The organism is Pinibacter aurantiacus, from assembly GCF_019130065.1.
GTDB lineage: Bacteria > Bacteroidota > Bacteroidia > Chitinophagales > Chitinophagaceae > Pinibacter > Pinibacter aurantiacus.
In genome coordinates, this window is record NZ_JAHSPG010000004.1 from 136,128 (window position 1) to 159,221 (window position 23,094).

16 protein-coding genes are annotated in these 23,094 nt (G+C 37.3%); 9 read left to right on the forward strand and 7 right to left on the reverse strand.

Going from position 1 to position 23,094, the window contains the following annotated elements:
* Positions 1-232 precede the first annotated feature (232 nt).
* A complete protein-coding gene (locus KTO63_RS26375; protein WP_262901967.1) occupies positions 233-358 on the reverse strand; it encodes a hypothetical protein in 126 nt (41 codons plus the stop codon).
* Positions 359-398: 40 nt separating this feature from the next.
* On the opposite strand from KTO63_RS26375, the gene KTO63_RS09330 reads away from it, so the two are divergent.
* Genes KTO63_RS09330 through KTO63_RS09350 form a run of 5 tightly spaced genes read left to right on the forward strand, consistent with a single transcriptional unit; the run spans position 399 to position 3,941 of the window.
* Positions 399-1,004, forward strand: a complete 606-nt coding sequence (locus KTO63_RS09330) for a PRTRC system protein E (protein ID WP_217790991.1) — start codon at positions 399-401, stop codon at positions 1,002-1,004.
* An 18-nt stretch (positions 1,005-1,022) separates the two neighbouring features.
* Complete coding sequence (locus KTO63_RS09335; protein ID WP_217790992.1) at positions 1,023-1,241, forward strand: PRTRC system protein C; 219 nt, start codon at positions 1,023-1,025, stop codon at positions 1,239-1,241.
* 18 nt (positions 1,242-1,259) lie between these two features.
* The gene (locus KTO63_RS09340; RefSeq protein WP_217790993.1) at positions 1,260-2,420 is read left to right on the forward strand and encodes a hypothetical protein; all 1,161 of its coding nucleotides are present in this window, start codon (positions 1,260-1,262) and stop codon (positions 2,418-2,420) included.
* Between the two features lie 10 nt (positions 2,421-2,430).
* Positions 2,431-3,147, forward strand: a complete 717-nt coding sequence (locus KTO63_RS09345) for a prokaryotic E2 ligase family D protein (RefSeq protein WP_217790994.1) — start codon at positions 2,431-2,433, stop codon at positions 3,145-3,147.
* Positions 3,144-3,941 carry a PRTRC system ThiF family protein gene (locus tag KTO63_RS09350; RefSeq protein WP_217790995.1) on the forward strand — a complete coding sequence of 266 codons (798 nt, stop codon included), beginning with the start codon at positions 3,144-3,146 and terminating at the stop codon, positions 3,939-3,941. The genes KTO63_RS09345 and KTO63_RS09350 overlap by 4 nt, the downstream gene beginning before the upstream one ends.
* A gap of 230 nt (positions 3,942-4,171) precedes the next feature.
* Here the strand turns inward: KTO63_RS09350 and KTO63_RS09355 are convergent, their stop codons facing one another.
* Positions 4,172-4,501, reverse strand: a complete 330-nt coding sequence (locus KTO63_RS09355) for a hypothetical protein (protein ID WP_217790996.1) — start codon at positions 4,499-4,501, stop codon at positions 4,172-4,174.
* 354 nt (positions 4,502-4,855) lie between these two features.
* Here KTO63_RS09355 and KTO63_RS09360 point away from each other — a divergent pair, with 354 nt between their 5' ends.
* The 4 genes from KTO63_RS09360 to KTO63_RS09375 all read left to right on the forward strand — a co-directional run bounded on the left by KTO63_RS09360 (position 4,856) and on the right by KTO63_RS09375 (position 11,989).
* Complete coding sequence (locus KTO63_RS09360) at positions 4,856-5,248, forward strand: plasmid mobilization protein (RefSeq protein WP_217790997.1); 393 nt, start codon at positions 4,856-4,858, stop codon at positions 5,246-5,248.
* On the forward strand, positions 5,233-6,495 hold the full coding sequence (locus KTO63_RS09365; protein WP_217790998.1) for a relaxase/mobilization nuclease domain-containing protein: 1,263 nt from the start codon (positions 5,233-5,235) through the stop codon (positions 6,493-6,495). Before KTO63_RS09360 ends, KTO63_RS09365 begins: the two co-directional genes overlap by 16 nt.
* A gap of 13 nt (positions 6,496-6,508) precedes the next feature.
* Positions 6,509-8,494 carry a YWFCY domain-containing protein gene (locus tag KTO63_RS09370; RefSeq protein ID WP_217790999.1) on the forward strand — a complete coding sequence of 662 codons (1,986 nt, stop codon included), beginning with the start codon at positions 6,509-6,511 and terminating at the stop codon, positions 8,492-8,494.
* A gap of 120 nt (positions 8,495-8,614) precedes the next feature.
* The gene (locus KTO63_RS09375; RefSeq protein ID WP_217791000.1) at positions 8,615-11,989 is read left to right on the forward strand and encodes a hypothetical protein; all 3,375 of its coding nucleotides are present in this window, start codon (positions 8,615-8,617) and stop codon (positions 11,987-11,989) included.
* Between the two features lie 539 nt (positions 11,990-12,528).
* Here KTO63_RS09375 and KTO63_RS09380 read toward each other — a convergent pair.
* The 5 genes from KTO63_RS09380 to KTO63_RS09400 form a co-directional block, all read right to left on the reverse strand.
* Positions 12,529-13,929, reverse strand: coding sequence for a hypothetical protein (locus tag KTO63_RS09380; protein ID WP_217791001.1), 1,401 nt, complete (start codon positions 13,927-13,929; stop codon positions 12,529-12,531).
* A gap of 145 nt (positions 13,930-14,074) precedes the next feature.
* Positions 14,075-18,790, reverse strand: coding sequence for an AVAST type 4 anti-phage nuclease Avs4 (gene avs4, locus KTO63_RS09385; RefSeq protein ID WP_217791002.1), 4,716 nt, complete (start codon positions 18,788-18,790; stop codon positions 14,075-14,077).
* 72 nt (positions 18,791-18,862) lie between these two features.
* Complete coding sequence (locus tag KTO63_RS09390; protein ID WP_217791003.1) at positions 18,863-20,992, reverse strand: CHAT domain-containing protein; 2,130 nt, start codon at positions 20,990-20,992, stop codon at positions 18,863-18,865.
* Between the two features lie 66 nt (positions 20,993-21,058).
* Entirely contained in the window at positions 21,059-22,441 is a 1,383-nt protein-coding gene (locus tag KTO63_RS09395; RefSeq protein WP_217791004.1) for a hypothetical protein, read from the reverse strand.
* A gap of 264 nt (positions 22,442-22,705) precedes the next feature.
* Entirely contained in the window at positions 22,706-23,035 is a 330-nt protein-coding gene (locus KTO63_RS09400; RefSeq protein ID WP_217791005.1) for a helix-turn-helix domain-containing protein, read from the reverse strand.
* Positions 23,036-23,094 lie beyond the last annotated feature (59 nt).

Genomic DNA, 23,094 nt, shown 5'->3' on the forward strand with positions numbered 1-23,094 from the left:
TACTAATAAAGCTAAATTACTAAAAATGAAACATTACCCTCGAAATAGTAGTTCGCTGAAAGAAAACTTTTCAGCGCCTTTATTATCAGGGAGCCTGTTTGTAGCTGTTACATTCTCCATAAGTCAACCGGCAAAAAGGCAGCTAACCTACTGCAGGTAAAGCCCCGGTAGAAAACCAAAAGACTACGGCATAATGACTTCGTTCGTTCCTCCCAAAGCCACCCTGCGGGACTTATTCCGTTTCCTTTTGGTTTTCCGCTTTACCTGCACTGTTTATCTGCTTTCTTTTTTCCGGTTTTTCTTTTGGAAAAATGATAGGCGAAGCGAAGCGAGTCACCTCCTTAAAGTTGAATACCATTTTCAAAAGATTGATTGAATCACTACAAAATTTAAAAACGATGAACACCAATTTTTTCAGTCTTCTGGCTGGACTAGACTTAACAGGCGATTTGCACCTGACCATTTCCAAAGGAGCAAATAGCAATTTGATTGTTTCCCTATTGCTGCGAAACGAAGAATGCGGGGATAGTGCCAAAGGATTAATACCTCCTTTAAATCTTCGTGGAACAACGGACGAACTTGACAACGGATTTTTTGACAACATCACCGCTCCACTTAAATCTGCTTCGGGCTTAATGGTAAATATGGAAGCGTTTGTAAAGCAGATGGAGCAAGCAAAAAAACAATCTGCGATGCAAAAAGAAAAAGCGGACAACGCGAAAAAGGAGCAGGACACGAAAGAAAAGAAATACAAGGACGCTATGGCAAAAGCCGATGAACTCGAGAAACAGGGCAAGTTCAGGGAAGCATGGACAAAGGTTCCCGAAACAGCCGAGTACCCCGAAAAAGCCGATGAAATAAGAAAACGAAAATCGGCACTTGCTGAAAAGTTTGCCATGCCAAGCCTGTTTGGAGATGAACCCGAAAAAATAGATGATTATGACGATGAACAGGACGAAGAAGAACAAGAAGAAGATGTTGATGAACAAGAAGAAATTGATTAACTCAAAAATTTTAAAGCCATGTTAATAGCAACACAGTTAGATCGTGTATTCATCCTGATGGACAAAGGACAGGAAATAAAACTGACCGATCCCGAACCAAAATGGAGCGTGGAAACAGTAATGAATTTTTACTCCAATACCTACCCCATTTTAACGACCGCAAAAGTATCAGCCCCAACGATTGTTGACGATACTGTTCAATACAAATTTGAATGCATCATGGGAACAAAGGGATAAACCTAAAATTCAAAAACGATGGATTATGCAACGCGAAATAATATCAGGCACAATCAAGATGCCCAAACAATCAAAGCAACAAAAGTTGCACAAGCAGTTGGGCGAGTTCATGCATTGGATGGAGCGTCCCAAGGACGCAAACGAAATAAGGAAAGACAAAAGAAAATCAGTTCCCATATCAATGCTGCCGATGGTTTTGTAAAATGTACGTTCCTTCCCAAACTAAAAACGACTGAAAAATTACCTGTCGGCAAAAAGGCGGAAAAACAGGAACATGACTTTTATCGGTCACTTTCCCTGTTGGCTGAACACTACGATATACAACCCATGCAGTCCAAACAATTTGGTTTTCCCTATAACATCGCACTTGCCATTCAGGATGCAGAAACCCAACTGCAAAATAAATTGAGGCATTGGGAAGAATTGGGTGTTATGCGGGATGGTAAGAAAACTTTTCTGACAACAGAAGAGCGATACAATACAGGTTCGAGCCTCTATTATATTCCCATTGTTCCGCTTTTTAGAATATCCAAAAACAAGAATCGGAAACAAGCCGCTCAACTATTACAGTCGGTATGTTCCTACCTCTATCATATTGTCGATGTGCCGTACTACCGTCAGGAAAACAGCTATCTCCATTGGATGTATGAAATGGTAACAGAATGGATTGTTTCCGACGACGAGAACGAAGAAACGCCAACTGATCTAAGTGAGATCAAACAAAGCGAGTGGGTTGGTGACATTATGGAACACAAGATTTTCAATCACCAGAATTTGCTAAGATTTGAACAGCGTCTGAACCATTTTAAAAGCAGGGACAGTTTCGATGAAGATTGTTTCCTGCTCGCTGGTAAAACATTCGCTCTTTACCAGCAATATCCAAACACCACCATTAACCGGAACGCTTACCTAAATAACGAAACGGAAGAAGAGGACGATTACTATCAAAATATTGTCACAATGGACAAATACATTTCTTTCTGTGCGGACACCAAAGGCTATTTGTTCCAAACCGTATTTGACAGCATAAACACCGAATTACAGGAATACTCGCAAATTGAAGAACCCGCCATTCGTAAACACTTTGATGGTTGCGCCATTCCTGACAACAATCTTGATTTTGAAACCCGATTATTCACACTGATCGAAGATTTAATTGACCTCCTGAACAACTTCTAAAGACAACAAAATGACAAACATCAAAGACGATCTTGGAACGCTTTATCATCCGGTATCAGCACTAGTTTGCTATCAAACGAAGAGCAACCATAAAGATACCTATGTAGAGTATTTTGACATGGACGAAGCTGGAAGCCCCATCAACGCACACCCTCTGACAACAAGGGAAGCAAAAGCACTCGCAATAGCATTAAATACCGACAAGGAAGAAAGCCATGCCTTTTTAAAACCGACTGGCATTCTAACTACCAATGTCCTGCATATCGATCCCAGCGAAAACGGGAAGGTGCTATGGTTTACCAAAGCGAGAATACAGCAATTGTACTTATCCGAAAGCCTTGAAATACCAAGTGGTAAAGCCGCAGTTCCTGCATTGCTTTGGCACGCCAGTAAACAAACCCTTGCTGTTTTTGCGCTTGCCTCTAACCGAAGGCCAACTGAAAACACAACATTATATCACGCACCTTTTTTTAATGTTTATTACGATGGGGATGTTTGCATGGGAACGGTGGACGTGTGTATCAAAAAATCCGCTTCGTTGGAAGAATTTATACAGGCTTGGGAAAGCTACTTTTTCAATAGTTATTTCAGCCACCTCATTAATGACCACAACCCCGTAAAAGGCAATTGCGTGAACCTTTGGAAAAACCTTGTTGAAACGGGAAGTCCATTTCCAAAGGAAGTATTAAAGCCAGCCAACACAACTTTTAAAAATTTACTGCCATGACAAACGAAAAAACGAAAGTCCACTTTACAGACAACTACCTGATGAACGCAACCAATCCTGTAACGGTTAACCTGATCGGTACAGGAGGTACAGGTTCAAAGGTTTTAATCGCCTTGATGGAAATGAACCATAGTTTGATCGAACTCGGACACGCAGGGTTACTTGTTCGCCTTTGGGATGATGATGTCATTACGAATCCCAACATTGGACGGCAACGTTTTGCGGAATGCGAAATAGGGCTAAACAAATCTGTTGCGTTAATCAATCGTTGTAATCGGTGGTCGGGCACCAACTGGAAAGCTGAAACAAAAAAGCTTGGATATGAAAGACAGGAATATTTTCCTGAACATTTTGAGGCCAATATTTTTATATCCTGCGTGGACAACGTAACGGCACGTTTTGAAATCGCAGATATGCTGCAACGAAAAAGGGAACGCACTTCGACCTTGAAATATTGGTTGGATTTTGGCAACAGCCACCACACAGGTCAGGTGATACTTTCAACCATTGGCACTATCAGGCAACCTAATTCTGAAAAATATGAAACAGTTGATAATCTTCCCTTTGTTACAGAAGAATTTGGCGACCTGCTCACTGCCTCTGAAAAAAAGAATGATGTGCCGAGTTGTTCACTTTTCGAGGCACTGGAAAAACAGGATTTGTATATTAACGCATCGCTCGTGCAAATGGGTTGCAGTCTTTTATGGAATATGTTTCGAAACGGTCTGACAATATACAGGGGATTTTTTCACAACCTGAAAGACTTCAACACCCATCCGATAAAAATCGCCTGACTTAAAAAATCAGGCGGCAAAAATCCACCCGTCCGATGGCTGGGTGTCTTTTTGCGTGATAGCGGAGCGACCCGAATAAGAAAATGCCGGCAGGTCATTTTCTTATTCGGGTCGCGGGTATTTTTATGGGCAGTCAAAATGCCCTTTTTTATTTTTCAATGAGCAGCTTTTCAAAAATATAAATACATAACCACAACTATTCTTTCAGCTTTTGCATTCTTACATTTCTGTTATTTGTTTCTTGCTTCAAGCGACTTCATTCTTTCGTTCATTTCCGAGAGTTCCGACTTCAATAATATCTCTTCTTTGATTTTATTTATCACCTCGCTCGTATCCGTTCCACCGAACATTATTTCCGAACCCGGCTCCTGCAATTTTGCAAGTCCCAGGTCGATAATTCCGGCCAGCACGAGTACATCTTTTCTCGCGGCAGAAAAGGAAAATTTAATCACATCTTTCATTCCGGGAGAACTTAACAAAGTCTCGTAAACCAGGTTGATTTCTTTTGACGATAACATAGTAAAGATTTTATTTTTTGCACCAAAAAATGTTGACCACATAAAACTACTTTGAACATCTTTTTACATGCACACATCTTCAAATTTTGAAGGTGTAGATCGATGCTTATTTGTCATACTTATTTTTGAATCAAGAAAGCAAACTCATGGTATGACGCTTAACCAAAGGTTGGCAATTTGAAATTCCGGAAAAGAAGTTTTAGCTGATTGTAGTTTTCAAATAGTCAAAACCCGCGAAAATCTAATTTTCCTGAGGTAGCCTGCTTCGCCGCTACCGGCAAGATGTTCCGTTGTCATACAACGGACGATCTTGCCACCCTTACTCCGGAGTCGTGGGCGGTTATTTTGATCGATTGCTGGTAGTTTTTGTTTTTGAAACGTGTAAAAGATAGAGTGATGAGTGAACAAAAAACAACGAGATCAAAGATCCTGCAAGTACGGATTACCATCAAAGAATGGGATGCCATCAATGAAAAATTTAGCCATTCCACTTGCCGGAAATTGAGTGATTATATCCGCAGCAAAGTCTTCGACAAACCCATCACCATCTACTCCCGCAACCAGTCACTCGACGACTGTATGCATGAGCTCATTCGACTAAAAAACGAGTTGAATGCTATTGGCATTAACTATAACCAGGTTGTCAAAAAAATGTACACACTGGATCATATTTACGAGGTCAAAAACTGGCTCCTGCAACATGATCAGGCAACAGGTTTATTGGCCGTAAAAATGAATGACATTAAACTACAAATTGGCAAAATCAATGACGCATGGTTGCAATCATAAATACCAGTAAAAGCCTCCGAAATGTGCTCAATTATAATGAGCTAAAAATAAGCGAGAATAAGGCATTACTGATACATTCAATGAACTTTGGAAAGGACACCGAGCAACTAGGATTCACCGACAAATTAAAAACATTTGAAAAGCTACAGTCACTTAACCAAAGGACCCAGTTAAGCACGACGCATATCTCTCTAAATTTTGATCCTTCCGAGAAATTAAGTTCCGAAGCTTTGCAACGTATTGCTGATGCATATATGCACAAGATCGGCTTTGGAGAGCAGCCCTATCTTGTCTACCAGCACCACGATGCGGGACATCCGCATCTCCATATTGTCTCAACGAATATTCAAAAAGAAGGTAGGGCCATTAAAATGTTTAACATTGGTCGCAACCAATCAGAAAAAGCGAGAAAAGAAATTGAACAGGAATTCAAATTGGTTATTGCAGAAAGAAAGCAAAAGATCAAACACGAATTAAAGCCCATCAACGTTCCCAAGATCACCTACGGTAAAACTGAAACCAAGCGAGCGATTTCAAATGTTTTATCAGCGGTCCTTACAAACTACAAATACACTTCGCTACCTGAACTCAATGCGGTATTGAAACAATACAATGTGATGGCGGACCGAGGTGGTGAGAATTCGCGCATATATAAGAGCAACGGGCTTGTATATCGCGTGTTGGATGAGAAAGGTCAAAAAGTGGGTGTCCCCATTAAAGCAAGCCTTATTTATAATAATCCCGGACTTTCATTTTTGCAGACACAGTTTCTTAAAAACGAACCACTGAAACTAACCTTAAAGCCAAGAATTAAAAACGCCATTGACCTCTACTTCCTGCAACACAAATCAAGATCAATTGAAGGGCTTTCTAAAAACCTGCAAAAGGAAAATATCAACGTTGTGTTGCGTCAAAATGAGAAGGGAATTATTTATGGAATCACCTATGTTGACCACCAGCAAAAATGCGTTCTGAATGGAAGCGATTTAGGAAAGGAATATAGTGCAAACAGGATCCAGGAAAGACTTAACCACCCCCTTTCGATAAAACTAACACAGTTCCCACTGACTGATCGATTTCAATTGTCCAATGAATTGATTAGTCCTTCTCGAGAACCTCAAAAGATCTCTACTCCCGCAACTGATTTATTGCAAGTTCTTACACAGGACGAACAACAATCATCATTAAACAATGAACTAAAAAATGATGACCTAAGATTGAGAAGAAAAAGAAAATTACGCCATTAATAAAAAACAAATTATGACAATGCAAACCGGCGAAAACCAACAAGGGTTAAAGAAGATTATAGACATGACTAGAATGATAGCCATCGTCATATTGCTTTTGCATTTTTATTTCTTCTGCTATGCTGCTTTCAAAGAATGGAAACTTACCAGTCATATTAGCGATCAGCTCTTAAAAAACATAAGCCACACTGGTCTGTTTACCTATTTTGAAAAGACAAAGCTTATTGCCTTGGGATTCCTCTTATTGTCCGCATTGGGAATAAAAGGACGGAAGTCTGAAAAAGCAACCATTACTAAGTCTGTAGCAATTCTTACCACTGGACTAATTATCTATTTTATCAGCCGATCAATTTTACAAATAGATGGCTTTTCAAGTATTGAACGAACAATCATTTACATAACGATAACTACATTCGGTTTTATCCTGGCTTTAACCGGCGCAGGACTCATTACACGGGTAATTAAAAACAAACTCGGAAACGAAGTTTTCAATACCGCCAATGAAAGCTTTCCGCAGGAAGAAAGATTGCTTTCAAATGAATATTCACTTAACCTGCCTGCGGTTTATACTTTTAAAGGAAAACAACGAAAAAGCTGGATCAATTTTATCAATCCGTTTCGCGGAATACTGATCATGGGCTCACCCGGAAGTGGAAAAACTTACTTCATTATCGAAAACTTTTTGCGTCAATTGGTGGCCAAAAAAATGGCGCTGTTTGTGTTTGACCACAAGTATCCTGAGCTGACCAATTTCACTTACAATTTGTTTGAGCATCACAAAAAAAACTATCCTCCCAACACGAAATTTTATACCATCAACTTTGACGATCTATCTCGTACCAATAGGTGCAATCCGCTTCATCCCGATACATTGCCCAACCTTACCAGTGCAATCGACGCAGCCCGCTCCCTGTTGATGAGCATGAACAGAACCTGGGTAAGCAAACAAGGGGATTTTTTTATCGAATCGCCCATTAATTTACTGGCGGCTGTTATTTGGTTCCTCCGCAAATATGAAGATGGTCGTTATTGCACCTTGCCCCATGCCATAGAATTATTGCACATCGATTTGGATAAACTCCTAACCATTCTTCAGACCCAAACCGAAATAGCAACGTTGGTTAATCCATTTGTGCAACTGTACAAAGCCGATGATATGGAAACTTTGGGGAACCAGGTAGCATCCGTCAAAATCCCATTAGGCAGAATTTCGACACCGGAGTTCTACTATGTGCTGTCGGGAAATGATTTTACTCTTGACCTAAACGATCCTGAATATCCGAAATTATTTTGTCTGGGAAACAATACGCAACAACAAGAAGCGCTTGCTCCCATTCTCTCTTTATTTGTTGACCGGCTTAACAAAATTATCAATCAGCCCGGCAAATATCCTTGTGCACAGGTATGCGACGAATTTGCGTCTATACGGGCAGCAAGCATTATGAGAACAATCGCCACTGGGAGATCTAATAAAATAATCACGTCCATTGCTGTGCAAGACTTTAGCCAGTTAAAATTGATGTATTCAAAAGAGGAAGCTGAAATTATTTTCAATATCACAGGGAACATTATTAGTGGTCAAGTAAGTGGCGAAACTGCTAAGCATTTAAGCGACCGATTTGCAAAGATTTTCCAGGATAGAGAGAGCATGTCAATTAACAGCAGCGATACCTCTATTTCAAAATCAAAACAACTAGAATTATCTGTTCCAGCAAGTACGATTTCCAGTCTTTCATCGGGAGAGTTTGTCGGATTGGTGGCGGACAATCCTGGGGAAGAAATAAAGCTAAAGGCATTTCATTCTTCTATTTCCACCGTCGAAATAAAAAATGAAAAACTTGAATTACCTCCGGCTACAAATTCCAAAAATACCAACAATATCAGATTGAATTATCAGTCAATAAAAATGGACATTTCTGATATGACAACCTCGATTTTCGAAATTGTTCTAAATGACCCTCAATTGAGAAACCTACTGGTAAAGAATATCGAAAACTGACTCGTTATCCCTTCGCAGCATTCGTTTTCATTGTAAAACAAATTTCTATAAATTAAAATAAAAAATTAAGTTCACATTATTCAACCATTTTGGTCTCAGATTTTTTTCGAAATCTCTATTATGAAAACAAAAGAACTGGAGAATGCTCTTCATATAATTGGATTTTGGCTAAACCAAGACAATGCGGTAATTAATGAATTGCTGAATAGTGATGTCAATATCATTACCCAGTTTGTTAACCCATTCCGTAAAGAATTGAACAAAAATTTACTATCTGAAAAAACAGAAAAAGGCCAAATTGATCTTATTAAGTATTACATTTTTGAGTTTCACGAACTGCTGGGCTTTTTTAGGCACTATAGTAAAATACTTTTAGAAGGCTGTCTGGGTAACTATGATGGACATCAATATTATCATACAAGTGTAGAGGGACACGAAAGAAAGCTTGACAGTTTCGAAAACTATGTTGTTATTTCTCACCAGCTTTTCACCCTGCTCTTTGACGAAATTCAGCTGTGTTGCATTAGAGTAAATATCGATTTTTTTTCCACCTGTGAAGAATTAAGTTTCTCCACTGATTTTGTTGATAGTGGAATTACATTTGGACTTCAAAAAAGTAAACGATTAGAACCTATTTCTTCAAAATATGATTTAACCTTTTTCACGAACGAAGCGAATATTCCTAATCAAGACCTCGTCAGCCAAACAATTCAATATTTCGAAAATGAACGAAGCGAATATTTTGAACCTTTAACATTTTTGAATTTACTCTGGGAACAATTCAATTTCATAAATGAAAATATACCTGAACAAAAGGAAGCTATTGATCATCTCAATCAACTACCGCTAGATGACCTCGAAAAACACATTCTATTTGGCTTCATCATAAAATGGTTTGGCGGTTATCCGCTGGAATCTCCATTAACAAAGGATTCTGTCCCGTATTTCAATTTCAAACGTGATTTGTTGGATATTTTTTTAAACTATCCAGGAGCTACTCCTGAAAAAGAATTTTGTAAACGAAACTTCAAGGAGCAAAATGAACTTAGGGCTGCTGGCATTGCTTTGCAAAATTTCATCAACAATAATGTTCCAATGCAAACCACTTTAAATGAAATTCTCCAATCGAAAAACGATCGTGAATTCCGAAATTTCGACGAACTATTTTTTGAAATAAATAAAAGAGAAATACTCGGTGAACAACAAACTGGGGACAATTTTTTAATGCTTAGGAGTAAATATAAATTCCAATTTGACGCTTGGCTTATTTCCAAAAAGGACTGGCTTTATGGTGATACAACTTCATACAAGAATTTTTTAACTATTGAAATCTTTGTGCAATACACAGATTTCGAAAAAAATGAGTCTCAAATAAGTGCTTTTTTACAAAGCTTGTCTTCAGAAGAGTCCTTTAGATTATTTACTGAGAATTTCGAAAAGATAAAAAGTAGGTTTCGAGTTTCAAGAAAAGCAACAAAAGAAGATTGTGAAAATTTTCCTAGATTAAAGGAAGGAGATACTATTTCTTACGATCCGAGTTATACAACAAGCATCGAAGCTTTCACTTTGCTTAGCGAATATTACGCCGCTGTTTATCTGGAATTGGAAAAACACTTGTTTCTTGAAAAGTACAAAGTGTATAATAAAGACACTATAAAGGCAGAGTTGATGGCAATAGAAGATTTTATTAAAGATGCTAACGCTGTTAGCTTAAATGAAGCAATTGGAAAATTCAACAAGAGCATTGGCGACGGCGAGAAATATGTTTATCGTAGAATTAAAGCCGAATATTACAAGCACCTAGAGGTAAGCAAATACCCACTGATATCGTCAATTGGCAATAGTGAAGCTCAGGTATATGGTCGTTATTTTCTTTTTTACGAATTCCTTAAAGATCAATTAGAGATTAACGATGATAAAATATGCACTGTTCCATTTATCGGCGCTTTACTCAGTAAACATCTTCACATTCCTGAAAGCGTTTTGAATGCTTACTTTTCCTTGGTCCCCCAACCTAAAAAAAGAGAAGACGTTCCAGAATATTACTCAGGGGATTTGAATTATCATAATAGTCCATATAGAGTATCGGTGTATGGAGCCTACCCACTAATGAAATATTGGGAGATGATTGAACTAAATATAGAAAGCTCAAATGATGAGCATGGACATTTTAAAAATTGGAAAAGAGATATAGTTCTTAAGGCTCTAAAAAATTATGCGAGAGGGTTTCAAAAAGGCTTCAATAGTTTTTTGCCTGACGTTGTTGATAATATGGATAGTTTGTCAAACGCAGAAATTATCAGGTTAAAGAAAATAAAGAATTTTGCTTTCAATTGGTTAGAAAACGACCCATGTTTTTCAGAATCAATTGGTGGAGGTGAGCCTTTTAAAAACTGGTTTAATGATGGAATAAAAGGCGGCTATTTTTATAAAGCCTGGTATCTAATTTTGGATAATTACATTGCATTTGAGCCACTATTTAAACCACCTGCTAATACTCCACAAGTAGAATCAAGTGTCATATTGAATCAGCCTGACTTGGAACAAATGAGCAACTCGAATATTAGAATTAACAGTTCAAAACGGGACTATTATGCCAATATGCAAAATGAACTAACGGCTTCTTTTCTAACAGATGGTCAATATCCCAAAATAACTGATGGAAATCACATGATGCAATTACTCGAAACCTTTTATGGAAAATGGAAGTTATATGACTTCCTAATGCGACATGAAGATTTACGAGGCCCATTTACAAAGAATGTTATTATTGAGGAAATTAAAAGTATCGAAAACTTTATACTTCGTACAGATTCTATTGACTACAACGATGCGGCGAATTTATTTGAAGCTTTGCCTTTTGGACAACAAGACACAAGAGAAAACATCTACTATAGGTTAAAACGTGGATTTTATTATAACAATCCATTATGGAAAAACGCTCTTATCAAAAATGGAAACATAGAAGACTCGTTAACTGTAAGCGATGAAATGGTATTTGTGTATGGTAAATATTTCGTTTACTATGAACATCTGAAATCACTTCTGGAAAAATGTTCTGATGAAAGTGACTTTTTGGAGGAACCAATTCGAAGTGCAGGCTATTTTTCAATTCAATCCAAGAATCAGCAATCGATTGACGCCAAAAAACCAGTTATTGATAAATTTAAAGTCCTTTCATTTGAAGAGCTTTTTATAAATCCCAAACTAATTGACCAGTGTTTAAGTCTACTGAGAAATCCCGACAGACCGCTAATTAACGATAAAAACGAATTTCTTCGCCACAAAGGAGCCTTTATTTTATGGCTTGACATTTTGGAACGAAAAAAAATGTTCACTCAAGTATTCAAAAATGATGACGAAAGGGCAAAAACGCTAATCCATAATTTTCCTGGTTTAGAAATCTCAAAAAGTCTATTCAGACAACCAAACAAACGGGCAAAGGAGGATTTTAAAGCATATTTCGAAAACGAACTGGCGCAAATAAAACTCTAACAACTTTGACAAAACTAACTAAATGCAGCTTTGTCAATCTTTTCAAAGGTAATGTTTCTTATTTCGCAATATAATAAAAACGAAAATGGAAACAGTTCATTCAATTCTTTTTGAAATAATTATTCTTGTCCAGTTAATTGTTAGGTACAAGACAGCTACAACTACGACCCGTAAGATGCAAGAGCGCAAAAAAATTCCTTGCATATTAGACATGAGTACTAAGGAAGAATTAAGTGAATATAATTTTAGAAGACGTGCTCGGGCTGTTTCAAATAAAATAAGAAATAATTCCAAAAAATTAAGGAGGATTTATTGCAACATTAAGTTTTCAACTACCAAACAATACAGAGAAATCGAAAGAGAACACGATTGAAAATCAGCGGTATCTAATCAGATCATAATTTACTTATTTAACATTTTTAAGTACAGGCCTACAATTTCCCATGGATCTTGTCAAAGAATATACTGACCAGCCCCATTACCAAATCATATTGCAGTACTTAAGATTCTTAACTTCAATTACATAAATATTCAAACCCCTACGATATAAATCTTCTGGTTGCGCGAATGATATTATATAACATATAGGAAGACCACACTCTCATAAAAATATCTATAACCACTAAATAGCCTGTAAGTGACATTTCCAATCTTCTTAGCGGGTTAATGTAAATAAAAAACTTTTCAAACGCCTCTCTAAATCCCTCAGAAGTTGGATTGCTATATGAATAATGCAATGGTAATAGTCCGTTTAGACAAACAGCAAGACTAAATAGCAAAAAATGGCCGATTAATAAAAAAAGGAATGGTCGAATAAAACTCTGGCCATAATTACTGAATATTCTACTCCAGTGCAAAATTACCTTTTCCCAAAATTGATTACCCAGTGGACACGTCCAATCGAGTAATTTATTGTAATAATTCATTTCCTCAGCATAAAATTTACCTTCGTAGATTTTATCACCTTGTTTATTCATTGAAATTTTCAATTGTCGATAGGATTCTTTTATTGTATTAAATTCATCCTTTGTAATCTTACGCCCATTCCGAATCGACTCTTGATAATTTCCAAAATTAGGCCCCTTTAGTGCCCGTATATTGTTAGTCCACTTACAATTAATAAAAATTGCATCAGCAATTAGACTATCCAATATAATAAACTCTTTATATTGGGAAAAATATACTCTGAAGAATTGAACTTTTTCAAGACTTGAATTAACGATTTGAAAGTAACGTTCTTCATTATGCAATTTTCTTGGTTTAACCCCAAAAAAATTTAAAGACCCTGCATTTATAAAATTTATTATTGATAAGAAGTCACATTCAATATTTTTAAAATCAAACCTCTTGTCCTTATTGGTTCCATAAATGGAAATTCTATCAAATTTTTTGTTTGCAATAATAATGTCCCCTAATTCATCCGGTTGACTACACATTATCGTAAGATCACCAAAATCATTACCTCCAACATATGTTTCAAGATCAAGTTTTTTAAATTTAGCATCAGAAATCCAAAAGCTCTGAACATCAAATGCGGATAATTTTATCTCCTCGTAAATACCTCCGCCCAGATGAATGTTCTCTAAATGAATAGACTTAAGCAACAACTCTTTTTTGAATGTACCATCTTCCAAATAAATGCCTCGCGTAAAATAACAGTTTTCAAATGTTAAGAAATTCTCGCAAACCATTCCAATAATAAAAAGCCCCTTGTCACAAACAAAAAAACAATTCTCAAATGTTAATCTATATTTTACGGTTAGGCTTTCAGAGAAAATAATATTTTCATCCTGGACAATGTAATCTCTTATTATTATTGTTGTTTCATCTCCGGAATATTTCAATTGATTCACGTCTGGAGATTTTATCATATTAATAAGCTGTTTGGCTGTTATTTTTTGTGCGGTTGAATTTTCTGCAAGCTCCTTTTCGTAGTTCATTTGTAGGTGTGATTGGGGTTAAGTAAACTATTTTACGGCGTTTAGCTCTTAAAATAGCAACCAATTTCGTATCCTGCAAATGTTTAAAAACATAAAAACGGTGGCTTTAAAGAGCTGGTAATAGGTAATTATCTTGATTGAAAAATTAAAACACTTCCTCCCTCAGTAGATACCCAGTTACTGACCCTTGTCCAAACAGAAAATTAAGCACAATAAGAATTCTGCTTCTTAGCATTCGATTGCTTTTTATTTTCGTACGATTTAAATAAATAAATTTTCGGGCAATCTGATTCAGGTAGTAAATTGTATTTGGGTGAATGTCTTCGTTAACATATTTTTTATTATTAACGATCATATCAGCAACCCAGTACACACCTTCATTTAAATATGAACTCCCTATTTCATTTAATAGTCTGGCAATAGAATAAAGCACCTCCTTATGCGCCCCCATTTCGCCGCATATCTTTTTAAAAAAGACGCTATCTCCAGACTTTAATGTGTGCCATTCCTTTGCAGTTTCTTGCCAATACCCCCAAGCTAAAAGATAGTTATGAATAATTGAATCGAGATGATGCCCTTCGCTACCTAGCGACGCCTGCTTAATTGGCTGATATAAAGTTTGCCATATTTCCCAAAATTGTTCATACTTCTGTAATCTGTCTTGTTCCAACACCACATCTGAAATAAACATAGCCATATAATTGCTAACATTAAATGGAGAAATGAACGGAGTTACCCATTCAGCAACAGTATTGGCTTCTCTCCAAAGCAAGAATCTGGCATACTTCCTTATGAAGCGGCACTTAACGCGATACTCAATGCCTTCATCAATGTCATCGTCGTCATTACCACAACGATCATTTAATAGTAGCTTGTTACGAAACTTCTCAAGCGCCTTTTTTATAAATTCCAAATGCAGTGGATCTTTTGTGCCGTCGGGAAATGATTTGAAAACCATTTCAAAGTCTGTAATAGTCAGCGCGTCAAAATCAATCTGATAATACAGCGATTCATCAGTCAATGCCTCACCTATATCTTGTTCCATCCTGTCAATAAATTGATGTAGGGCTTGAATACGCGTGGTATTTTCAAAATATAATTTCCTAGGATCAGTTACATCATCCAGGAGAGGTTTGAACTTTAAATAACAGGACAAGATTGCATTAGCTTCCTTTGGTTCTGTGTGGAAAAGGATACTATTAATTGCTTCCGTTGAATAGTCACATACTCGTTTGTATTCTCCGATTCGATAAGTATCAAACAAAATAACTAATAGAATGAAATTATATAAATTTTTATCTTTTGGAAATAAAGTGTACAAATAAGGAATCGCACTAATGGCCGCCTCCACCCCATCACTAATTTGGTATTCATACCCTTCTTCAATTGGTTGCACTGCGAACTCCATGATTACGTCTCTGCAAAATTTCAAGTCTTTTTTTGAAAGCTCTTTGTGATACTGTTTGAGAAGAGCGGCGCAGGTAAAAGCAGGGATGCAGTTGTCGAACAAACGAAAATCATTTTTTCCCTGTTTCAATTCTTCAATAAAAAGCTTTGTTTCTTCCACGACTTTTCTAGGATGCATTTCATATTGTTCGTAAGTGCCAGACGCATGTCGATTTCTAAATTTGTCCAGCCCCCACGTCTTAAGTAACCTAAATTTCAACATCTCTGCGTGTTGTTGGGCTCCTTCATCACTAAATTGCTGCAAATCATTTGCAAGTTCCGGGTTAAAGAGAATAAAAGCTTTTCCATCTCTGTGCTCCACTTTAGGCGACATCTTACGACTATCGATGCGCGCAAGAAATATTCGAAAAACTTTATATTTTTCCGATTTCGAATCTTGCCCATCAGTAGCAGCATACATCTTATCTATAATATCCAAAATCGCTCGCTTGTGTCGATCTGCTTGTACCTGGCTAACATCTCCGGTTCGAAAAAACTGTGATTCAAGAACAAGTGATTCCAGTGTCTTTCTTCGATGAGGCTCTTTGCAGGATGCGATTCGTTCATCTTCAAATTTCTTTGTGTGCGGATCCATACCTCTCCAAAAGGAATAAATACTTTCGACCTCGTTTTCCCTTATTAAACGCTGGTTATCGTACACAAAGAAAAGATACTGATGGAACAATATCAGCGCTATTTCGAACAGTTTCTCAGGATAAGCCAACACCACACTTGCAACTACTGCCGTGATGGAAGCAGACCTCGTTTCTTTTAAAAGATATTTAAGCCACTGTACCAGATTCTTGCCGTCAGAATTTGCAGCTATTGACATCAATTTCTTTTCCAATGCCATGTGCATAGACTGTAAAAGATAAGGAGTGACAGGTGAGCTGGAACCCCGATGCATACACCATAAACTTTGGCTTATTAACTGCTTTACTATAACGCCATCAACTTCTAATTCAACGACCTCTAGCGTGTTTCCATATTTAGACTCCTCATACGCTAAAGTCGAACGATTATTGAAATCAAGGATAAACTGAACGGTTTGCGAAAAGTCCGCCTGAAGTAATGAAAAGACAGGCGTTTGATATGCGCTGGGAGGATAATAATCGTGACTGCGAATTGCATAGTACTTGTCTATGTTCATGCCTCCACCAAGTGCTGTCGGCTCATCTTGTGGCTTATGCCACGCCTGATCTAGCAGCCGAATGGTTAGCTCTGGCAGTTCATAGATAAAATAAATACTCGCATTGTTATCAATTAATATTTTATTCCGTAAACTATTGAAAACTGTTCGTCTGCTATATGGCACTTGTAGAAGCGTTTCTCCGAGCTCCGTAAGTTCAGTTTTTAATTCGCGGGCAGCTGCCAGCACTATAAGCAACAATTGTTCTTCAATCGTTGAAGGATACCCCATAGATTCATTGAGCTCCGAATCTTTATAAAAATGTAGGGCGAAAAGCCCGGCCAACCTTGTTATAGTGCCTGAGGAATGTTGATTGTTCCAATCTTTTAACAATGGTAAGATAATACCCAGGTCTTCGCCAGAGATAACTGCAATGTGTTTATACAAAAATTCAATAGTAGCTTCCCATCCTTTCCCTTTCGGTTTAGTAAAAAAAACACCTGACTGAGCAACATTGACCTGGTTTATTTTTTCCCAAATTTCATCTACTTCCTTGCAAGCAGTACGTAGCAAAAAAACGATCGACTTCAAATAATACTGATCATTTTCTAAAATGATAGATTCAAAAGTTTCAAAGAACCAGGTACTACATTCTGAAAGTAAAATACTGATAAGAAGTTCGTCTTTCCAAAAGGGAGGAATTTTGTCATCAATAAATGAATTCTCGACAAAAACTCGCAGTCCAGGATCTTCCTGGAGGAGTTTGTCTGATAACCAGGATCGAAAAGCTCTTCGCATAGGCAAAGCCTCGCCGATTGTGTCAAAAAAAACAGCGAAATCTGTAAATTTTGCAAACTGATTTTCTATCAATCTTTGAAGCGCCCATTCCTCGTATATGTCATGTGTAATAAAATATCCCTTTTGCGAATCATCGTATTGAATAATTTCATCGGAAGACAAAAGTGCAAGAATGTCTCCTGAGCACGGAAGGTCGGTGAGAAAAAAGTCACCGGTATTGCAACGCCTTTTAGCAATTTCAAGGAAACACTTTTCTCTCTCCAGATGAATATTGTTCTTTTTTATTTTCGACTTTTGTATTCTCTTTTGCCATAACAGTTCACGAAAATCACCATAATCCAAGTCATTACTGGTATTGTTGAAGTGATCAAGGTATTCCTGCAAGTAAAATAAATTCTGGATAAGGCTGAAAACCTTAGCATCTTTAGGTGTGGTAAATCTAAACTCCTCCGCTAACTTCCTAAGCTCGCTTGGCGTTAAATTTTCAATCACAATGGTTTGGAAAGTTAACCGGTATATTTCCAACATCTGGAAACGCAAATCATCAAGAAAGCTATTTCTGGTTGTAAAAATTATTTTCCATTCGTTGGAGATTAGGGTTGACAAAAACTCAATAAATACATCTTGGTTTTCGAGGTCGGCCAATTTTTCAGCCGAATCAATAATAAAGGTTCTATCAACTTCTTCGCTGTGTGCTGCAACAAAATCAACCAATCCAAATTCGCCAAAATCTTTCAATAAATGACTTATACTAGGCCGGTTGAACTCCGATGCTTTCAGCACATATATAGGTCGTAGCCTTGACCACATTTCTTTGACCAGTGCGGTCTTTCCACTTCCTCCATCGCCGGAAAGAATAATCACTTTTGATGGACTGCTCAATATTTTTGAAACCAATGAAGACCTGTCAATTTTTAGCTGCCTATCACCGTAATGGATACTGGTATGAATGGGAAACAGAATTACCTCTGAATGCTTTGTTAGCTGTTCCAGAAAATCAACAATATTTTTTTCAGCACCAAAGTACCAGTTAAACAAATAAGCATTCTCAGGAACCGATAACTGCTTTTCAAAATGGCTATTTACCCGCCATTCTATCTCAAGTTGCACTTCTATTGCTACCTCTTCAATCGTTTTGAGATAACTTGGTTTTTTTTGATGTTTGTCCCTACCTTCAGACAATTCTTGGTTAGTATAGATCAGCATCTTATTAAGCAGCGGATTTTTTTCCTTTGCTTTTCTAAGAGATTGGATTATATCATCCTTATTATCTGAAAGCTTGATATCATAAAATTTTGCCTGAAATCCTATTTTTTGGCCATTATGCTCAATGGGTTCTGTTTCAATACCGGTTTGGTTCTTGAAACGAAAAATGCCAATCTTAATATTGTGCTCATAGCAAAAAAGCATATAGGCCAATGACTCAAAGGCATCGCGCTCCCGTTGATGAAATTTTGTACGAAATATGTTCCAGTTTAAAGCAGTCATATCCTTAGTAAATATCGGTTTAGGGAATAAGCTTACCTTCAGTTAATGACGATCGGTATCATAAAAAAGCGACTAAATGAAATACACAGGTGATGCCCAATAGTACGGATTACTAAAATCTATACTACAGTTTGAAATTCTATCAAGTATATCTTCATTTGTTATTTGAGGCTGCAATACTTCTAGGACATTCTCTCTTCCAGAACGAAATTGCCCAAGAGCTGCACTGTGGGAGTTTTCATAAGTATTTCCATTTGATAACTCATTTGACAAAAGAAGTCCCATAATTAGACTCGAAATATTTTCGACGGGCCAGCTATGTCCAATAACTGATTGATGTTTATTTATAAGCACGGCACCGATACCAATTGCACCGGGACCAACCAATCCGCGGCTTGCAGAATCGCAGGTATCCAATATCAACAATCTACGATCAACATAACTGGGTGATAACTTCCTTAACTCTTCAACAGAAATATTAATTTCTTCGGATAAACTTAAAAAGGTTTTTTCCGTTTGATAGGCATCATATTCTCCATGACCCAATATCCAAATTAAATCATAAGCAGCAGATGAGTATTCGGTAATGAAGCTGGCGAGCGTATTGTTTCGACTTTCCCAAATAGTGACTTGAATATTATTGGATTCAAAAATTTCTTTTATTCCATTTGTTTGTAGCTCCGACATAAAGGTAGAACCACTACAAACGAGAACGTTGTTTATAGGTCGCTGATTTAATGGATTTTGAAAACTTTGTATAACAGGAACGGTAACACCAAAGGTTTCGGAAATTAGCGCCTGAATAGGCCAATTGGAACCAAAATGAAAAAATAGCCCATTGAGGTTGCGCGTCTGATGATACATTTTTAGAGATTCAATCGCTAAGCGTTCGGCTACTTTTGAAAAATACTCCGCCGCGAAAGTCCTATCAGGAACGCCATATCGTTTAGGCGCAGAATATTCAAATGTCAAATCATCATTAAATGTGGCAGTAGTCCCCAAAAAGCTATTTTCTAAATTCATTATTGTCTTCAAGTCAACATTATTATCATGATGCTTTACATCTCTTTCAAATGAAAAAACAGCGCCATTGAAACTATTAGGTAAAATATACACCAACGGCCCCTGTATCAGATCATTTTCTGCAATCCCAAAATATGCACCGTAAACCTGAACAATCTTTTGAATTTCGCCTGTTCTAGTAAGCAAGAAAATAAGTTTCTCAACCAAGGTAAAAATCCTGTCGTGATGATAGTTATATAACAGTGTGTTATTTGTAGGTCTTGTTGCTGAATAATCTTGAATTGCATTTATAATTTCATCAAAATGATACTCTACATCGTTTACATTGGAATATCTGCTAATAAGAACTTGAAATAGTTCGTGTTGACCCAAACATTTTCTATATTCTGTTAATGCGAGATCGGCCCACTGATTTCTGGTCAGCTTTTCGTAAACTTTACTGGCTACACTAAAATGCATAGCAATCCTGCCCTTTATTTCAACTTCGGATTTTGGATTTTCATACATTTCAATTAAAGCAAGATTCGCTTGATCCTCTTCTTGTTCTAACCCATGCTTATTGCACCAGGCAGAAACGCTGCTCAATGCAAATACCGTGTCTTCAGAAGGATTCTTAAGACAATATTTTCTGACAATTTCTATTAAAAACTTATCACTGACACAATCCTTTGCTAATTTGTTATGACCACCAGTACACTTTGAGTAGTAAAATAAACATGAAGACCAAGTCACAAAATATTGTTCAAATGCTTTACGAATTGTTTCATTTCTCGAAAACAGGAGAGCCTCAAAATTGGCAAGTGAATACTCTCGCGCTTTCTTATCAGAAATTTCATCATCAAATGCATTCAAAAGCCAGTCGAAACAATATGCAAACAATTTATTTCTTGTAAGATGTTTAAGAATTGATGTACTACCTGCAAATTGTAGAACTAAATATAAGTCTTTGTTTACAGTATCAGCGACTCTTGCAGAAACAAGATCTTTGCTAAACGCAGCAGCATATTCAATCATGGAGATTTCATTGCCATTACATTCAACAAGCTCATCTTCCAATAGATCAATTAAGGCTTCAATCTTTTCAAGAGTTACAGTATCCGCCTGCACCTCAATATTCCATGTTGGGTTATTCGAATTGGTGGTAATTGAATAGAATTCGTGGAAGATTTCCTTAATCATAGTGTAACGAATAATTTATTCTAATGAATTGAAATATAATTTTAAGACGATTTTATAAATGCTCACCTAAGATGCACCTCCTTCAATTTCAGGAAATGGGTCGCCTTCACAAAATCGCTTCAGTAAGTCAGGCGCGTGACCCTGCAGCTTTTCCTGGAATTCCGCACCGCTCCAAATATCTGCATTGTCGATATTTTGCTGATTGCAATAGTTTATAATCTTTTTCCGGGTTCCGGCACTAACCTTGCCTCCGGCAATGACTACATAGCAAGAAGGAACAGTCTTTCCATTTACCAACTTATCAATATCTTTTTTAATTTTCCCAAAAGTTAATGATTGATAATTTGCGCATTGAAAGCACCAGGTTTTGTCATTGTGCTGCGACCAAATATCACGGCCCCCATCCGCCCCGGATTCGCCATACCATTTGGGCGAATCGCCGTACGTACTAACTCTTTGTAAATAGGCCAACACCAGCCTTTCAAATTGCTGACCAGAAAAGTCCTCAAAATGGATCTTATGCGTCATGCGATGAATCCCACTGAAACTACTACTACCGGCAGCGTTAATATGATCTAATTCCTCATGGAGGAACGCAATATGTATAGCCATAGCTCCGCCTCTTATCAACTGATGAATAAGCATTACATAGGCCTCGCTTCTCCTTTCTGGCGGAAACACCGCATTCACTGATAAGTTGCGAAGCGTAGCTGTTTCAAGATCGTGCCAGGTCGCATTATATCCCGCAATCATCCACGCATAACCAATACGGTAATACTCTCCAAATTCAAACTCTATTTTATTTTCCGGCCTGGGAAACCAGGAATGAAGACGACACCCAGTTCTCTCCTTGTTTTTTTCCAACGATGAGATTCGTCGTTCAAGCATCAACTTCTTACTAGGCGCATTTTTCACCTGTTGGAGATACTCCTGGCGCAAGTTTTCACTATCTCCATATTTCTTGACAAGTGTACAAAAGTCGACACAGCTCTTAAATTCTTCCATTTTCCGTTGCGACTGGTTAGCCTGATGTACAATAAAGACAAACGCACGAAGGTCTTCTAATATCTTAATTTGATAATTAATCCTATCACTTTTTGCAGTATCCGGGCCGTCCAACTGATACCGATATACACTAATCTGTTTCGTAAATAGCGTATTCAAAACTGAAACTAAATTCCCCGGAGCAATGTCCGTTTTTAACCTTGTTTCGAAAAATCTCCGGGCTTCATCATAGAACCGGCCCATGTGTGTATAGAACTCCGTATCCTTTTCCATCAATTGGGCTTTACCAAACTGCTGGTCGTCATTTAGATCCAACCATTTACCAATGTATTTTTTCATTTCCTCTCCTAGCCGAAAATCCTCCTGTATCTCTTCTTCGGTTTTGACCTCTACAACATTGGACAAATCAATGTGAATAGTAGCATTGTTTCCTATTTTATTCATAACAATCTTGATCGCTTGATAGTAAAATTGCCAGCGTTAATTTCCGAAAATTTCCACGAAAACAACAGCTCTTCTGGTGAAAAGACCTTGCGCCATTTATTTGTCTAGCAACAATTAACCGGTTGCCCATTCATTTCAAATCTAATTGCCAAACTAACACATCGAATTTACTGAAAATCGTTTACGATCTAAAGACATCAGAAATAAATATCAACGACAAAAACAAATTGCAATTTTTGTATCAAAACTGATAAACACAGTTTACTATGATGAATTACCATGTAATAGTTGTTGAATATCCTGCCATAAAAAAAATACTCTGGAGCGAACCTTAAAGGGCTTTAACTTTCCATGCTTCACCCAATCATAGACTGTCGGCTTTGTAATATGAAAGATGGTGCAGATTTCTGTAATTTTGTAAAGGGGCTTATAGGTCATGCCGGGTGTCTCGAAACTCGAAACATTCGGTTTTTCATTTTCTGCTTTTGTCACTTCTTCTCTAATTACCTGCCTCAATAATTGCCAGAATTGCTCCGGTTGATATGGAAACAACATCGGGGTAACCGGGTTACCATTACTCACATTTTCTTTCATCACTTTTCATTTTTATGAAGATAACAATGAATTTATTCTAACTTACTACTTCTTTATTT

What these genes read in the sequence shown, in the direction of transcription:
- KTO63_RS09400 (WP_217791005.1), bottom strand. Translation starts at nt 23,035, where the DNA reads ATGAAAGAAAATGTGAGTAATGGTAACCCGGTTACCCCGATGTTGTTT.
- KTO63_RS09365 (WP_217790998.1), top strand. Translation starts at nt 5,233, where the DNA reads ATGGTTGCAATCATAAATACCAGTAAAAGCCTCCGAAATGTGCTCAAT.
- KTO63_RS09355 (WP_217790996.1), bottom strand. Translation starts at nt 4,501, where the DNA reads ATGTGGTCAACATTTTTTGGTGCAAAAAATAAAATCTTTACTATGTTA.
- KTO63_RS09395 (WP_217791004.1), bottom strand. Translation starts at nt 22,441, where the DNA reads ATGAATAAAATAGGAAACAATGCTACTATTCACATTGATTTGTCCAAT.
- KTO63_RS09345 (WP_217790994.1), top strand. Translation starts at nt 2,431, where the DNA reads ATGACAAACATCAAAGACGATCTTGGAACGCTTTATCATCCGGTATCA.
- KTO63_RS09375 (WP_217791000.1), top strand. Translation starts at nt 8,615, where the DNA reads ATGAAAACAAAAGAACTGGAGAATGCTCTTCATATAATTGGATTTTGG.
- KTO63_RS09370 (WP_217790999.1), top strand. Translation starts at nt 6,509, where the DNA reads ATGACAATGCAAACCGGCGAAAACCAACAAGGGTTAAAGAAGATTATA.
- KTO63_RS09390 (WP_217791003.1), bottom strand. Translation starts at nt 20,992, where the DNA reads ATGATTAAGGAAATCTTCCACGAATTCTATTCAATTACCACCAATTCG.
- KTO63_RS26375 (WP_262901967.1), bottom strand. Translation starts at nt 358, where the DNA reads ATGGTATTCAACTTTAAGGAGGTGACTCGCTTCGCTTCGCCTATCATT.
- avs4 (WP_217791002.1), bottom strand. Translation starts at nt 18,790, where the DNA reads ATGACTGCTTTAAACTGGAACATATTTCGTACAAAATTTCATCAACGG.
- KTO63_RS09340 (WP_217790993.1), top strand. Translation starts at nt 1,260, where the DNA reads ATGGATTATGCAACGCGAAATAATATCAGGCACAATCAAGATGCCCAA.
- KTO63_RS09335 (WP_217790992.1), top strand. Translation starts at nt 1,023, where the DNA reads ATGTTAATAGCAACACAGTTAGATCGTGTATTCATCCTGATGGACAAA.
- KTO63_RS09330 (WP_217790991.1), top strand. Translation starts at nt 399, where the DNA reads ATGAACACCAATTTTTTCAGTCTTCTGGCTGGACTAGACTTAACAGGC.
- KTO63_RS09350 (WP_217790995.1), top strand. Translation starts at nt 3,144, where the DNA reads ATGACAAACGAAAAAACGAAAGTCCACTTTACAGACAACTACCTGATG.
- KTO63_RS09380 (WP_217791001.1), bottom strand. Translation starts at nt 13,929, where the DNA reads ATGAACTACGAAAAGGAGCTTGCAGAAAATTCAACCGCACAAAAAATA.
- KTO63_RS09360 (WP_217790997.1), top strand. Translation starts at nt 4,856, where the DNA reads ATGAGTGAACAAAAAACAACGAGATCAAAGATCCTGCAAGTACGGATT.